A 14211-nucleotide genomic window follows, 5' to 3' on the forward strand; every position below is an offset into this window, starting at 1 on the left:
ATTAACTATCGCTTTACACGACCTGAATGCGTCCGCGTTTCCCCACTCCACGCTGACGACGCAGACCCAAAAGGAACATCCCCCCCACGATAGCGGGCAACATGGCAAGTGCCCCCGTGCCGCAGAGCCCTCGACCGGCCGGCGAACCCGAATCCTCCGGCGCGCGAATGAGCACCACCCGTCCGGCAATGCGGCGGATTTCTCCGGCGCTGGTCAACTGGCTGTACGACGCCACGACCGTTACGTTGCGATCCGTATCCACGGCCAGCGTGGATAGTGTTCCACCCGTTACCGTGGCAGAGCCCGCCGGCGACAGCGACCAGTCCGCCGCTTCCGTGACGTCCTCCGACGTGCCATCGCTGTAGTACGCCGTTGCGACGAAGCTGCCTGACGCGCCGCCCGTAATCTCCGTCGGCCCGGTGATCCGGACCTCATCGAGTGCGACCTCTACCGGCGGATCGACCGGCGGGCCGCTGTCGAGCGTCGCCAATTCGAAGTAATCGAATGCCGCCTTCTGCGGGTCGTCACAGGCGCTGCCGCATTCGGGGTAGTCTCCATTGGCTCCGCCGATCCCGACGAGCACATCCGCCGAAAGGCGGTTGGTGATCGTCCCGATGTCGGAGAAGGTCACGCCGTCCGGACTGTAGGCCCCCACAAACTGGTCGCCCACGCGGAGCAGTCGAAGGTAAATCTGGTTGGGGTTCGCCGCGTTTTCCTCGTCGTAGAATGCCACCGGCGGCTGGGCGGCAGGATCGATGTCGTCCCCCACGGCAAGCATGGCCACGCCGCGGAAGACGCCGCGATCTCCGGCCGCGTAGGTCAGACCGAGGGCCACGGCATGCGTGTCGTCCTGGTAGATGATCAGCCCGGCAAACTGCTGCGCGTCCTGGGGGTCGAAGATCAGGCGCGTCTCCAGGCGCACGTCGCCCTCCCACGGCCGGACCAACAGGTTGCTCACGGCGCTATCTTCACCGAACGTTCCTCGCCGGGTGGTCAGTTCGAAATATCCCGGCTCGCTGGTCAGGCTCCAGTCGCCGGATCGTTCACGAACGAACGACCAACCCGCGAGCGGCGATTGCGCATCGAAGTCATCGCGGAAGACCACGTCCACGGCGGACGCCGATGTGGCTGAAATCGCGGCCAGCGCGAGCCAGGCCACGACGGCGATCCGAAGGCGTCCCGTTTGACCTGCCAAGGCACAAGCGTAAGTATTCATTGCCCTTCTCATTGCCGATCGCTTCCCCCTCGCCCTTACGACGTACCGTCACCCGGGCGGCTGATCTCGAAGAAATCAAAGTCCGCCAAGGAACCCGCGTCGCAGCTTGCTTCGCAGTTGTCCCGCACGAGATTGCCGATGCCGACATCGACGGCATCACTGAGGCCCACATCGTGGTTGGCCATGTTGAAGAAGGTCACCCCGTCCGTCCCGTACAGAAAGGAGACCTGCCCGCCGCTGCGTTCCAGGCGCAGGTACACCGAGTTGCCGTCCAAGGCACGAAACGACGTGAGCGGATCCTGCCCGCCGGCGCGCTCGCTGACGGCGGACAGCCCCCGGAATATCCCCTGCGGAAACGAAGCGGAGATGATACCGAAACTCACCGTTCTCCCGTCGTCGCCTCGGACCAGCAGCCCGGCCAACTGCCGGTCGGCCTCGGGCTCGAATTCCATTCTCGTTTCGATAATGAAGTCACCGCTGGTGGAGCGCAGCAGGGCAGTGAATTCCACCTCTTCTGTAGAAGTGTCGGGGGCTTGAACGCCGATTCGGACAAAGCCGGGGCGTGTCGCCAGTGACACCATGGCGGCATCCCGGCCGTCAAACGTCCAGCCCGCCGAAAGCTGCGACGAGCCGAACTCATCGCGGAACTCGACGTTGCCGTCCGGCGGCACTACGGGTACCGGTGTGCAGCCGCCCAACGCCGCGGTGGCTACCGCGGCGCAAACCATCCTTGCCCAAGCGCGCAAGCTCGAGGCTCCCTTCTCAACGTCCGGTTGGAAATACCCCCCATGAGCCGATCGCGGCGGACTTGGCGGTGCCGGAAAATCGACTCGACGATGTGTAACGATACCCGCCAAATCGCCCGCAGGCAACGGGTTAAGATCAGTGTGACTTATCGGAAGAGGCGGGCGTGCGATCGGAATTCCGGCGCCAATGTAGCGAAGCGCCGAGTGGCTCCCATAACAGTGTCACAGATTTGTCACCCCGGGGGATCCTTAGACCAGGACGGAGGCTTTCCACATGCGGCTATCGGGACTCACACCAGTGAACGTCCGCCGTCGATAACCAGCGTCTCCCCCGTGACGTACGACGCGTCGTCCGAAAACAACCAGATCACCGCGCGAGCCATTTCCTCGGGCGTCCCGAACCGCCCTGCGGGTTGCTCGGCAAGCAAACGGGCTTCCACCTCTCCGCCGCTGCCCACGATCCCTTCAAACATCGCCGTCTTCACGTACCCCGGACAGATCGCGTTGATGCGAACACCTCTCCCGGCATACTCCACGGCCGCGAATCGTGTCATCGCTTCCACGCCCTGCTTGCTCACCACGTACGGCAGAGACGAGAACGATCCGGTTCGTGCCGCGGCGGAACCGCAGTTGACGATCACGCCCGATTCCTGCTTCCGCATGCGCCGCAGTTCGTACTTCAAACACAGCCACACGCCGCGCAGATTGACACCAACCACACGCTCCCAATTGTCCAGGGAGCACTCCGCCGTCCGGGCCATGGGCGAGCCCAGCACCCCGGCGTTGTTGAACGCCAGGTCCAGCCGCCCAAACCGCTTGGCGGCCGTGTCGATCAGCCGCTTGACCTCGTCGTCGCGCGAGACATCGGTCCTCACAAACATGGCCCGCGCCGCGTCGTGCGCGGCGAGTTCGGCGGCGAATGGCTCACCGGCGCGCTCATCCACGTCGGCGAGGACCACGGCCGCGCCTTCATCAAACAGCATTTGCGCCACGCACCGGCCGATGCCGGAGGCGGCACCGGTAATCACCGCGACCTTGTCTGCAAAGCGTTGTGTCGACATGCTGCGTCCTGCTCCGCGCAAGAAGAAACGGCCGGCGCATCGTACTGGGCGCCGGCCGTCTCGTCATGCTGCATCGTGATCGCTCACATCCGCTACCGCCGCGCGTTGGGCTTCTGCGGGCGGCTGTCCGACCGCCCCGCGGTGCACGTATTCGCATTGCAGAGGGTATCGGCACCCTGCGGCGACCCACCCGCCTGGAGGCATGCGGTTCGGCGCAGGTTCACACAGGTACCATCGCGCAGGCAACAGGCCTGGGTCAAAAGGGGACACTCGGCGGAGGCACAGTCGCTACCCGCCGCGCCGGGCTGACCACCGGCGCTGAAACACTCCAGCAGCGGAACGTCACTGCATGTCGCGTCGGCGAAGCAGCAGGCAACCGTCGGCGTCTTGCACAGGTCGGGTTCGCAGATGGAACCCGAGCCGCGCGGGCGACCGCCCGCCTGTAAACACGCCAGCCCCCGAAGGTCCTGACACGACTCGTCCGGCAAGCAGCACGCCTGCAACAGGCGCTCGCAGGTCGTTTCCGCACAGGTGCTGCCCATGGCTCCCGGACGTCCACCGGATTCGAAGCAATCGACCAACGGGCGGTCGCTGCACGAACCATCCTCCAGGCAGCAGGCCACCTTGGGTTCAACACATGCATTGGGTCCGCACACGGAGTCGGCGCCTTGCGGAACGCCGCTCATTTGCAGGCACTCGAACGGGCGAAGATCCTGGCACGGTGCATCTTCAAAGCAGCACGCCTGCGTCAGACGACGGCACGTCGTCGTCGCACAATCCGTTCCATCCATGCCGGGCGTCCCGCCGGCTTCACGACAAGCCGCGCGCGACAGGTCGTCGCACGTACCGCTCGCGAAACAGCATGCCACCGTTGGGGGTACGCAGATGTTGGCGGTGCAAGATGAGTTTGCACCCTGGGGCATCCCGCCCATGGAGAAGCACTCGAACACGCGCAGCTCCTGGCAGACCTGATCCGGCAGACAGCAGGCCTGAACCAGACGCGGACACTCAGCCTGCTCGCAGGTGCTGCCGGCCGGTCCGGGGCGCCCGTCGGCACCACGACATTCACTGGCGGGAAGATCGCTGCACGTGCCATCCGGGAAGCAACAGGCAACCGTCGGAACGGCACACGTACCGGCTTCGCAGACGGAATCCATCCCCTGCGGACGGCCGCCTGCCTGGAAGCACTCGAGGGGGAGAAGATCCTGACACACCTCATCCGTAAGGCAGCAGGCCTGCGTGCGCTGCGGGCAGGTTGCTTCTTCACAGGTGCTGTTCAGCGGTCCGGGGCGTCCGCCCTCGGCACGGCAGTCCTGGGCCAGCAGATCGGAGCAGGTTCCGTCCGGGAAACAGCACGCCCGCGTGAACTGGCGGCACTCGACGGTGTTGCAGTTGCTGCCGGCCGGTCCCGGTTCGCCGTCCGGATCGAAGTAGCAATCGAAGTACTTCTCGTCGGTGCAAGTGCCATCGAGGTGACAGCAGGCGATGGGAATGTCCTGGCTGCAGAGGCCTTCGCGGCAGCGGCTGCCCGCGGGCTGGGGAAGGCCGTCCATCTGCGTGCACTCAAACCGGCGAAGATCGAGACAAATCTGGTCGAGGTAGAAGCAGCAGGCCACCGTGACCTGCCGGCACTGGGTCGTGTTGCAGTTGCTGCCGGGACGACCGGGGCGGCCATCTTCCGCGCGGCAATCGAGCGCCGGCATGTCGGCGCAGGTGCCGTTCGGGAAGCAGCATGCCACCGTCTCCGGCTGGCAGCTCACCGCGGTGCAGCTTGTGTCCTGGCCCTGGGGACGTCCGCCCTGGCGGAAGCACTCGAACGCGCGCAGTTCCTGGCACGGCCCGTCCGCAAAGCAGCAAGCCTGGGTCTGGCGCGGGCAGTTCGCGTTGGCGCACGTGCTGTCGGTCGCTCCCGGGCGTCCGCCCTGGGCGCGGCAGTCGTTCGGCAGCAGCTCCTTGCACGTGGCGTCCGGGAAGCAGCAGGATCGCTTATCGGACGGACAGGTTGTCGTCGCACATTTGCTTCCCGCGTTGCCCGGCTGACCACCCTGGCCGAGGCATTCGAAAGCCCCCAGATCCGCGCACGTACCGTCGCGGAAGCAGCAAGCAAATGTCTCGGGAGTGCAGTCGACGGCGCCACAACGGCTTCCGATGGAATGCGGCGTCCCGCCCATGTCGCGGCAATCGCGCGGCTTGAGGTCTTCGCAGGTTCCATCCGGCAGGCAACAGGCCCGCTCGAATAACTCGTTTCCATCCTCGGCGCTCTGGCCGCGCGCAGTGTTCCAGCTCCAGATCGACGTACAAAGAACAGCCAAGACCCATACCCACCAACCCCGTCTCGTTGAAGTTCCGATCATCGGACCTCAACCTCCTTCCCCAGATTGTGCTCTGCGCAGAATGACAATACGGTCGGCGACGGTCATCGTGCGACCATGTCAATTCACCATTTTCCGGCCCGATAAAATCAAGCCACAGCGTATCGGTTTCGCGCAAGAAGGTCAAGTTTTCGGATCGATAAAGTTGCAGTTGATTCGATTGAACTTGAAACTGTGCGGCGTGCAAGGGTACGATGGTTCGGTCGCGTTCTCGCCGTGGGATTCTCCGTGGAGTCCGGTGGAGCGGGGGAGGCAGGAACCGAATCAATACAGGCAAGATTGTCGAGATCGCGGCGAGGCATACTCGGCGTCGAGGGGGGAAGAACTTACATGTCTGCAAGATTGTCAGCCGCACTGTCTCTTCTCAGCCTTTGCGTGTTTGCTTCCGCGTCCGCCGCCCAGGTGAATCCGATCGTATTCGCCGTGGAGGACGACGTGTTGTTCCGCATCAACGGCGCCAACGTGGGCCGTTACTTCCTGAGCGACAAGCTTACGGCACTGGATTTCGACGACCACGGCGTGCTCTGGGGCGTCGGGGTCGATGACGACAACAACAACCTGTACGAGCTCTATCGCATCGACGATCCATTCGGCACGCCCACGCTCAACCTCGTCAGCGAGAATATCGATCGGCGCACGGAGTCCATCATCTGGGTAGGCTCCACGTTGTACGGCATACAGGGCAGCAACGTGGATGCGCCGCAGACGCTGGTCACGCTTGATCCGAACACGGGGGCGGCTACGCCCGTGGGCGTGACGGGCAACACAGGCATCAACCCCGAGCAGGTCGGCGGCATCGCCATCAAGGACGGCATCATGTACGCCCTGAACAATCGCCTGCCCGGCGAGCTCTATTCCATCGATTGGACGCTGAGCAGCGGCACCGATCCGACTGCCACATTCCTCACCGCCACGAGCCCCGCAACGCTGTTCGTGGTCACGGACGGTCTGGACAATGACCCCAACGGCGGACCGCTCTGGGCGATGATTCGCAGGGGCAACATCATCGGCTCGGACATCGGCGTTTACCGCCTGGACGAGACCACCGGCCAACTTACGCTCGTCTATGATTTGAGCGACCTGACCGACGTCCGCGGGGCCTCCGGACTTGCGGTGATCCCTGAACCGGCGACGCTCTTGCTTCTGCTGGCCGGCGCCGCTCCGCTGGTACTGCGCCGCCGCTCCAAGCGGCCGTAGCATTCATACGCCCCATAAATCGCCGCTATTCACCTTTCAACGTTCAGACTGCCGGCATACGTGCGCGCAGCGCTACCCTCATGCATTGCGGAAATCTTGAATCGGCGCTGACGGCCGGCTTCGCCATGCCCCAATGGCGTTGCCCAATCCCGGCGGCGTGTTGCTCCGAATCAACACGCTGTCAGAAACGGATCGACGCGAGCCTTGCCTGAAAAGCCCCCGCCGAGCCACAAAGCCATATATGCAAACAGGTTAGGGATCCGTCGCCGACAGACGGCCCGCAGGGTGCCAAACGGCATGGCCGATGCCATTCGACAGCAGTCCCGCGGCATCGGCCGCCGGATCAAAGGGGGAATCGAAGCGCTGGCGGAGGCGGTTCGTTTGCCGGTTCCGTCCTGAGAGGGGGAAGACATGCGGATGGACGAGGGAACTTTCCAACGCAAGTTGGCCGAGCTGATCGCCGAGATCGGCACGCTGCCGGCCGACAAGCGCGACAAGCTGGAAATGCTGGCCGAACAGACCCGCCAGCGTCACGAGCAGCTCAAGCAGACGGTGAACAGCCTTCAGGAGAGCATTGACTTCATTCGCCTGAGCATCAAGTACATGCTGTTCGATCTGGAGGCTACGCGCCGGGAGAATGCCCAACTCCGCAAACTGCTGGACGACCAGCAGCAGCCCCCACAGTCGGGATTTTAGATATATGGGACTTGCGTCTGTGTGACCCTTCGAGGGGGGAACGAAGGGTCTTACCGGCGATTCGCTGGAAGCATACGAGGGACGAGGGGACCCAAGTGCTCGCGAATCGCCGTGTCTTTTGCATAGGCCCGCGGGTCGATCACGATCCGCGGGCTTTTTCTCGCGCGTTCTTGCTCCGACTCCGAGGCAGATCAAATCCCCGCGGTTTGGGGGCTGTCGAGCGGGCGGCCGCGATAATTGCCGGTCAGCGTCTTGAGGAAGTCCACCACGCGCTCGGCCTCGGCGTCGGTGAAGTCCCTGTAACCCTGGTAGTGGGCCATGCTCTTGACCGCGTCCTTCATCGTCTTCTGACTTCCGTCGTGGAAATAGGGATACGTCAGGGCGATGTTGCGGAGCGTTGGCACGCGAAACGCGTGGCGGTCGCGCTCCTTCCGGGTGACGTTGAATCGGCCCAGATCCGCATCGGTCGGGTTGCCACGGTCGGCGAAGTAGTCCGCCCGACGGCCCATCAACTCGAAGGATTGTCCGCCCAGGTTCTTGCCGACATGGCAGTTGGCGCAGGCGTTATCACGGAAGAGATGGAGTCCGGCCAACTCCGCTTCGGATAGGGCGTTCGTGTCGCCCTCCAGGTAGCGATCGAATTTCGCACCCGGTGTGACGAGGGTCTTCTCGAATTCCGCGATGGCGTCGGTGACGGTGTCTGCGGAGAAGCCCTCGGGATACGCGGCCCGAAACGCCTGAGCGAGTTCCGCGTCCGCCTCGAGTCGCGGCAGAACCTGTTCCCAGGTGGCGCCCATCTCCTTGGGGTTGGTAACCGGCCCGCCGGCCTGCTCTTTCAAATCGGCCGCCCGCCCATCCCAGAACTGGCGGATGTGGAAGACCGCGTTGTAGACGGTGGGCGCATTGATCGGGCCGATCGCTCCGGCGATTCCCGCGGAGGTCGCGCGCCGGTCGCACCCGCCAGTGTCAAGAGCATGGCACGTCGCGCAGGAGATCGTGCCGTCACCGGACAAGCGCGTGTCATGATAGAGCGTGTCGCCCAAGGCAACTTTGGCGGAATCCACGGGTACGCTATCCGGAAGTGGTTGCAGGGCGTCCGCGGCGAACGTGGGAGCTGCCGAGCCCGTCGCGTAGTGCTCCTGGCGCGTCCGGCTCACCCAGCGCTCGATGGCCTGACGCTCGCCGTCCCCGAGTGCGCGGTCCCAGTGAAGTGCAACGTAGCGCATGGGAGGCATGATCCGCTCATCGAGCACATACTCGAGCTTGGCCAGGGCAGGCTCGGAGACCGCTCCATTCGCACCGGGCACCGCGTCGATCATCAGGTCGAAGTAACGAGTACCCTTGGTCATGTCCGACTGGATGAGCCCTCGGGCGATGGGCAGGCGGGCGTACAGGGGCAGCCTCGCGTCGTTCGAATGGCAGTCCAGGCAGTTGCTTTCCAGGGCCACGGCGGCGGAATGGTAGAGCCCGTCCCCGGCAGCAGCCTGACTTAATGGAGTTCCCTCCGCAGGATGCAGGAACAGGTTCGATACCGGAAGGGCGATGATCAGCAGCAGCACGACGACAACGATTGCGGCGATGATCCGGCGGCCTTTACGCTTCTCCGGACGAGCCGCTTCGACTTTCTGGGGTTGTTCGCTCATGTCAAACTCCGATTCTGATGCTGTCTGTGTGTATCCGGATTGCGGGACACGTATCCGCTGAACAAAGCGCCCGCGGCGGATGCCGCGCGCCGAACAACCGGCGCCGGCGAGCCACTGGATCTACGGGGAATTTCTTGCATGATTCGGACCAGTGGCTCGTAACATCCGAAGCGGTCTGAACTTGACTTCGTGGAAGGGCGATCCGCGTGATCGGCCAGGCCTGGGCAACGCCGGGTGCTGGCCGTGATGGCACTCTCGCGGATGACCGCACGCGCTGTCCAAACGTGGAGCCGCACCGTTTCACTCCCTTGCATTGGGGCTTTCTTTCTCTGGTTCTCGTTGGTATTTCCCCCGAGCAAGCTGACGGAAACCGGCGTGTATTCCCTCTCCGGACCGACCCGCGCGACGCTGAGACGCCGGGCCAATGTTACAAGCAAGGCAAGGGGATTTGCGGTAGGATGTTTCAAGGCGTGGGAGGGGCGGCGGGCCAGCCCGGCGGGCGGCGTTGGCACGCCGCTTGCAATGTGAAATCATCGACGACGGCAAACAATGGGTAGCTATCGCGCGGACGCCGCCGTTGCCACAGACCTCTCGCCGAGCCGCGCCGGGCGAGAAGAGCTTCATCTTTTGAAAAGGAGCACGTAGACCATGCCGGAGCTGAACCCATTTGCCATTGCCCAGCAGCAACTGGACGAGGCGGCCGCCAAGCTGGGGCTGGATGCCGCAACCCACGAATTCCTCCGTTGGCCGCAGCGTGAGTACCAGTTCACGCTCCCGGTCAAGATGGACAACGGCTCGACGCGCGTATTCAAGGGCTATCGCGTGCAGTACAACTGCGCCCGCGGCCCGAACAAGGGCGGCCTTCGCTGGCACCCGGACGAGACCATCGACACGGTTCGCGCTCTGGCGGCGTGGATGACCTGGAAGACCTCCGTGGTCGATATCCCGCTCGGCGGCGGCAAGGGCGGCGTCACCTGCAATCCCAAGGAAATGTCGGACGGCGAGAAGGAGCGGCTGGCCCGGGCATTCATCCGCGCGGTCGGCCGGGAACTCGGCGTTCATCGCGACGTTCCCGCACCGGACGTCTACACCACGCCGCAGATCATGGCATGGATGATGGACGAGTATGAGACGATTGTCGGCCACTCGCATCCCGGCATGATCACCGGCAAGCCGATTCCGCTCGGCGGATCGCAGGGGCGTGGCGACGCGACCGCCCGCGGCGGCATCTACATCGTCCGCGAGGCAGCCAAGGCCCTCAACATCAATCCCGCGAAGGCGACCTACGCGATCCAGGGCTTCGGCAACGCCGGGCAGTTTGCCGCCACGTTGCATCGCGAGATCCTGGGCGGCGGAACGCTTATCGCGGCGAGCGACTCCCGCGGCGGCGTCATGAACACCAACGGCATCGATCCGGTCGCCCTCGTGAAGCACAAGCTGGAGACCGGCGCCGTGGCCAACTTCCCCGGTACCAAGCCCGTCTCCAACGAAGAGCTGCTCGAGCTCCAGTGCGACATCCTCTATCCGTCGGCCCTGGAAAACGTGATCACCGGCAAGAATGCGAGCAAGATCAAGGCCAAGATCAGTTGCGAACTGGCCAACGGCCCGACCACGCCCGAGGCGGACAAGATCCTTCACGAGAAGGGCGTCTGCGTCCTGCCGGACTTCCTGGCGAACGCCGGCGGCGTCACCGTTTCGTACTTCGAGCAGGTACAGAATACGTACAACTACTACTGGCCACTGGCGGAAATCCACACCCAGCTCGACCGCAAGATGACCGATGCGTTCAATGCGGTTTGGGGTATGGCCCAGAAGAGCAAAGTTCACAACCGTCTCGCGGCCTACATGGTCTCCGTGGCCCGCGTGGCCGAGGCGTGCAAGCTTCGCGGCTGGGTCTAGTCCCCGCCGGCTGCCGGTCCATTCCGGCGAGAACGATCTTTCCTCCCCCCTGGCGGAGCGACGCCGCGTGCGTCGCTCCGCCTTTTTCATTGCCGGCGGAATCCAACCGCCCGATGGAAGCCGCGTCCCCTCCCCGGTAACATGATCCGCCCATGCTGAGGATTGACATCACCCACCGCGACGGCGCCGCCCGGACGGGCCGATTGATTACCCCTCACGGTACGGTTCCCACTCCCGTTTTCATGCCCGTGGGCACGGCCGGTTCGGTGAAGGGCGTGACGCCAACCCAACTGCGCCGTGCGGGCGCGGGGATGATCCTGGCCAATACGTATCACCTTCAGCTGCGCCCTTCGGCGGCGGTTGTCGCGCAACTCGGTGGCCTGCATAACTTTATGGGTTGGGAAGGGCCGATCCTGACCGACTCCGGCGGCTACCAGGTCTTTTCGCTGGCGGGCATCAATCGCATCGACGACGACGGGGTGGATTTCCGCTCGCACATCGACGGCGCCCCCATGCGGCTCGATCCGCGGATCGCGATGGAGGTCCAGAATCAGCTCGGGGCGGATGTGATCATGTGCTTTGACGAATGTCCGCCTTTGCCCAGCGAGCGGCCGGTTGTGGAGCGCGCCGTGGAGCGGACCATCCGCTGGGCGCGTCAATGTAGGGAGTTTCACCAGGGCGGTAGCCAAGCTCTGTTCGGAATCGTCCAGGGGGGTCTGGACCTCGACCTGCGGCGGCAATGCGCGGCCCGACTGGTCGAAATCGGGTTCGAGGGCTATGCCATTGGAGGGCTCTCGGTTGGGGAGAGCCACGAGGAGATGGTCGAGGTCCTGGGGCCCGTGGCGGCGGGATTACCCCAGGATCGGCCGCGCTACCTCATGGGCGTGGGCATGCCGCGGGACATCCTGGCGGCCGTGCGGGCGGGGGTGGACCTGTTTGACTGCGTCCTGCCGACGCGCAACGGGCGGAATAGTTGGGCGTTCACCGCGTCGGGGATTGTCCGGCTGCGGAACGAGCAATACCGCCTGGACGACCGGCCGTTGGAGCTGGGTTGCGACTGTGAGGCTTGCGAGCGGTTCAGCCGGGCCTATATTCGCCACCTGTTCAACGCCGGCGAAATGCTCGGTCCGACGCTGGCGTCGATTCATAATCTCCGTTTTTACCAGAGATTTATCGCCGATCTGGGGGAGCGCATCCGCGCCGGTCGGCTAGCGGACATGGAAAGCGATTACCCCATTGCGGCCCAGCCGGTTCCGGCGCGCGCCGCAGAGGAGCACCCTTGATGAATGCAGCGTGGACGCAAGGCGGATCGATGTCGGCGAATGGTGATGGAGCGGGGGGAGCGGTGCTACAGTCGTGGCTGACGATGGCTCAGGGGGCCCCGGCGGGAGGTTCGGGTCAGCCCGGGAGTGCGGGCGGGCTGTTCATGCTCGCCATTCTGGCGGCGTTCATGGTCTTCATGCTGCTCTCGGCCCGGAGCCAGAAGAAGCGCGAGGAGCGCGAGCGGGAGTCCCTGCTGGGCTCGCTGGCGAAGAACGACCGCGTGCTCACGGTCGGGGGCATTATCGGCACGATCGTCTCCATCAAGGAATCCGAGGTGGTCCTGAAGGTGGACGAATCGACGAACACGAAGATGACGTTTGCGAAGTCGGCCGTGCAACGCATTATTAACGACGAGGCACGGTAGCGCCTTCCGCGAATGCATGGCGTTCAACATCGAACTGATTCGATTTGGGCAGAGCGTGGGCCATGGAGTTCCTTGACGGCTACAACGGTGAGACGACTGACGAACTCATTGCCTTGGCGGACCGGCACCGTATTGACTCGATCATTGTCGCCTTCGACCAGGCAATCGGGCAGAAGATGTGCAACGGGCCGGCCTCACGAGAAGAGGAGATCGTTTACGCGATAGAACGGCTGGAGTCGGCAGTGAACGGCGGTGGATTTGATAGTTTCTTTAGATACGAAAACGAGGTCGCCCCAACTATTGTCGGAGCCCTTAACGAGATTGGCTGCCCCCGGACAGCCGAAGTGACGCAGCGCGCCATTCGTGCACTGGGCATCGAAGGCCCCTTGGATTCCGCCAAGATCGCCGACCGCTTCGAGGAATTGGACGACGACGTGTCGGAACAACTCGAGGAGTTTGATCGCGATTACTTTGAGCTTCAGGAACCTATTGCCGATCGCCTTTTTGATTGGATCAAACGCAACCGTGAGAAGATCCAGATTGGAAGGACCTGATCCGGGTCCAGGCACCTCGCGTCATCGAGGGGAGTCGAGCAATACGGGGGACGCCGTCAAATCGATCAAGACTGTTGTCATGAAGGGGGAATCAACGTGAAACGCATAGTCTGGCTGGGAGCAATCGCTTCGCCCATGCTGCTCTTCTTCGCCGGCTTCGTCGCCTTCGCCCAGTCGGCGAAGACGGAGTCGGAGCGGAAGGTTGAAGAGATGGAGGTGCCGGTGGCCGCGCAGAATGCCATCAAGGCGCTGGCCGGCGGAGCCCGGATCGGCGAATACGCCGAAGAGATCAAGGACGGCCGGAAGCTCTACGAAGGTTCGTGGAGGACGGCCTTCGGCACGGTGGACGTGCTCGTCGACGCCTACGGCAACCTCGTGGAGGTCGAGGAATCGGTCGCGCCCGCGAGTGTGCCCTCGCCCGTGCGTTCGACCATCGAAAAAATGTACGGGAAGGACGCGGAGGTGCAGTTCGAAAAGAAGACCGTCATTCTCTACGAGGCGCACCTCAAACGGGCCGACGGCACGCACGAAGTCGTCCTTTCGCCGGACGGGCGGAAGATTGAAGAGGGAGTCGAGCAGGCGGAGGAATCGGCCGGTAAGAACGGGAAGTAACTTTCGTGCGGCGGGCGATTGCATCTGCATGGCCCGCAGAAGACCGGCGATTTCGCTGGTCCGGGGCTTTGCCGGGGCGGCCTTTCAACGAATTCACCCATCGGTTCTCCTGTCGTCAGAATTCGCGTTGACATTGCGGGGCGGTGGATCGGTTACACCGCTCCGCCGGTGTTCAATGGCGAAAACCGTCAAAGGAGATTCGACTATGCCAACGCGCGTTCAAGCCGACGCCGTCCGAAAACGGATGGGAAAGGACGACGGCCCCCTGCTCGTCTGCGCCTACGACAACGAGGAGAAGTGCCGAAATTTCGGCATCGGCGAAGCCATTTCCTATCCCAAGTTGAAGTCCCGCCTCGACTCCATTTCGAAGTCGAAGGAACTCGTTTTCTTCTGCGCTTGACCGAACGACGAGACAGCCGCCGGTCGGGCGGCAAAATTCGAGCAGGAAGGGTACGAGAACGCCCACATTCTCGACGGTGGCGTCGAGGCGTGGAAGGCATCCGGGCAATGAGCACGTCGCAAGCGATG

The 14211-nt window shown here is 63.6% G+C and carries 13 protein-coding genes; 8 read left to right on the forward strand and 5 right to left on the reverse strand.

The genetic code is table 11. The features are described 5' to 3' along the window. Positions 1–13: 13 nt before the first annotated feature. The 4 genes from J5J06_11140 to J5J06_11155 all read right to left on the reverse strand — a co-directional run bounded on the left by J5J06_11140 (position 14) and on the right by J5J06_11155 (position 5377). On the reverse strand, positions 14–1216 hold the full coding sequence (locus J5J06_11140; protein MCO6437634.1) for a hypothetical protein: 1203 nt from the start codon (positions 1214–1216) through the stop codon (positions 14–16). Positions 1217–1251: 35 nt separating this feature from the next. Beyond that, on the reverse strand, positions 1252–1962 hold the full coding sequence (locus J5J06_11145; protein MCO6437635.1) for a hypothetical protein: 711 nt from the start codon (positions 1960–1962) through the stop codon (positions 1252–1254). Between the two features lie 290 nt (positions 1963–2252). After that, positions 2253–3023, reverse strand: a complete 771-nt coding sequence (locus J5J06_11150; protein ID MCO6437636.1) for a glucose 1-dehydrogenase — start codon at positions 3021–3023, stop codon at positions 2253–2255. 92 nt (positions 3024–3115) lie between these two features. Continuing rightward, positions 3116–5377, reverse strand: a complete 2262-nt coding sequence (locus J5J06_11155; protein ID MCO6437637.1) for a hypothetical protein — start codon at positions 5375–5377, stop codon at positions 3116–3118. A gap of 348 nt (positions 5378–5725) precedes the next feature. Between J5J06_11155 and J5J06_11160 the strand changes: the two genes are divergently transcribed. Together J5J06_11160 and J5J06_11165 are read left to right on the forward strand one after the other, a co-directional pair. Continuing rightward, positions 5726–6592 carry a PEP-CTERM sorting domain-containing protein gene (locus J5J06_11160; GenBank protein MCO6437638.1) on the forward strand — a complete coding sequence of 289 codons (867 nt, stop codon included), beginning with the start codon at positions 5726–5728 and terminating at the stop codon, positions 6590–6592. A gap of 417 nt (positions 6593–7009) precedes the next feature. After that, positions 7010–7288, forward strand: a complete 279-nt coding sequence (locus J5J06_11165; GenBank protein ID MCO6437639.1) for a transcriptional regulator — start codon at positions 7010–7012, stop codon at positions 7286–7288. A 191-nt stretch (positions 7289–7479) separates the two neighbouring features. Here the strand turns inward: J5J06_11165 and J5J06_11170 are convergent, their stop codons facing one another. Beyond that, complete coding sequence (locus J5J06_11170; GenBank protein MCO6437640.1) at positions 7480–8931, reverse strand: heme-binding domain-containing protein; 1452 nt, start codon at positions 8929–8931, stop codon at positions 7480–7482. 648 nt (positions 8932–9579) lie between these two features. On the opposite strand from J5J06_11170, the gene J5J06_11175 reads away from it, so the two are divergent. The 6 genes from J5J06_11175 (at position 9580) to J5J06_11200 (ending at position 14083) form a co-directional block, all read left to right on the forward strand. Then, positions 9580–10830, forward strand: coding sequence for a Glu/Leu/Phe/Val dehydrogenase (locus J5J06_11175; protein ID MCO6437641.1), 1251 nt, complete (start codon positions 9580–9582; stop codon positions 10828–10830). 152 nt (positions 10831–10982) lie between these two features. Then, positions 10983–12113, forward strand: a complete 1131-nt coding sequence (gene tgt, locus J5J06_11180) for a tRNA guanosine(34) transglycosylase Tgt (GenBank protein MCO6437642.1) — start codon at positions 10983–10985, stop codon at positions 12111–12113. Further along, complete coding sequence (gene yajC / locus J5J06_11185) at positions 12113–12517, forward strand: preprotein translocase subunit YajC (GenBank protein MCO6437643.1); 405 nt, start codon at positions 12113–12115, stop codon at positions 12515–12517. The genes tgt and yajC overlap by 1 nt, the downstream gene beginning before the upstream one ends. A 62-nt stretch (positions 12518–12579) precedes the next feature. Next, on the forward strand, positions 12580–13071 hold the full coding sequence (locus J5J06_11190) for a DUF4375 domain-containing protein (GenBank protein ID MCO6437644.1): 492 nt from the start codon (positions 12580–12582) through the stop codon (positions 13069–13071). Positions 13072–13167: 96 nt separating this feature from the next. After that, the gene (locus tag J5J06_11195) at positions 13168–13683 is read left to right on the forward strand and encodes a hypothetical protein (GenBank protein MCO6437645.1); all 516 of its coding nucleotides are present in this window, start codon (positions 13168–13170) and stop codon (positions 13681–13683) included. A gap of 205 nt (positions 13684–13888) precedes the next feature. Beyond that, positions 13889–14083, forward strand: a complete 195-nt coding sequence (locus J5J06_11200) for an ArsR family transcriptional regulator (GenBank protein MCO6437646.1) — start codon at positions 13889–13891, stop codon at positions 14081–14083. Positions 14084–14211 lie beyond the last annotated feature (128 nt).

The organism is Phycisphaerae bacterium, assembly GCA_024102815.1.
Taxonomy (GTDB): domain Bacteria; phylum Planctomycetota; class Phycisphaerae; order UBA1845; family UBA1845; genus JAGFJJ01.

What these genes read in the sequence shown, in the direction of transcription:
- J5J06_11160 (MCO6437638.1), top strand. Translation starts at nt 5,726, where the DNA reads ATGTCTGCAAGATTGTCAGCCGCACTGTCTCTTCTCAGCCTTTGCGTG.
- J5J06_11175 (MCO6437641.1), top strand. Translation starts at nt 9,580, where the DNA reads ATGCCGGAGCTGAACCCATTTGCCATTGCCCAGCAGCAACTGGACGAG.
- J5J06_11200 (MCO6437646.1), top strand. Translation starts at nt 13,889, where the DNA reads ATGCCAACGCGCGTTCAAGCCGACGCCGTCCGAAAACGGATGGGAAAG.
- tgt (MCO6437642.1), top strand. Translation starts at nt 10,983, where the DNA reads ATGCTGAGGATTGACATCACCCACCGCGACGGCGCCGCCCGGACGGGC.
- J5J06_11170 (MCO6437640.1), bottom strand. Translation starts at nt 8,931, where the DNA reads ATGAGCGAACAACCCCAGAAAGTCGAAGCGGCTCGTCCGGAGAAGCGT.
- yajC (MCO6437643.1), top strand. Translation starts at nt 12,113, where the DNA reads ATGAATGCAGCGTGGACGCAAGGCGGATCGATGTCGGCGAATGGTGAT.
- J5J06_11140 (MCO6437634.1), bottom strand. Translation starts at nt 1,216, where the DNA reads ATGAATACTTACGCTTGTGCCTTGGCAGGTCAAACGGGACGCCTTCGG.
- J5J06_11190 (MCO6437644.1), top strand. Translation starts at nt 12,580, where the DNA reads ATGGAGTTCCTTGACGGCTACAACGGTGAGACGACTGACGAACTCATT.
- J5J06_11155 (MCO6437637.1), bottom strand. Translation starts at nt 5,377, where the DNA reads ATGATCGGAACTTCAACGAGACGGGGTTGGTGGGTATGGGTCTTGGCT.
- J5J06_11150 (MCO6437636.1), bottom strand. Translation starts at nt 3,023, where the DNA reads ATGTCGACACAACGCTTTGCAGACAAGGTCGCGGTGATTACCGGTGCC.
- J5J06_11165 (MCO6437639.1), top strand. Translation starts at nt 7,010, where the DNA reads ATGGACGAGGGAACTTTCCAACGCAAGTTGGCCGAGCTGATCGCCGAG.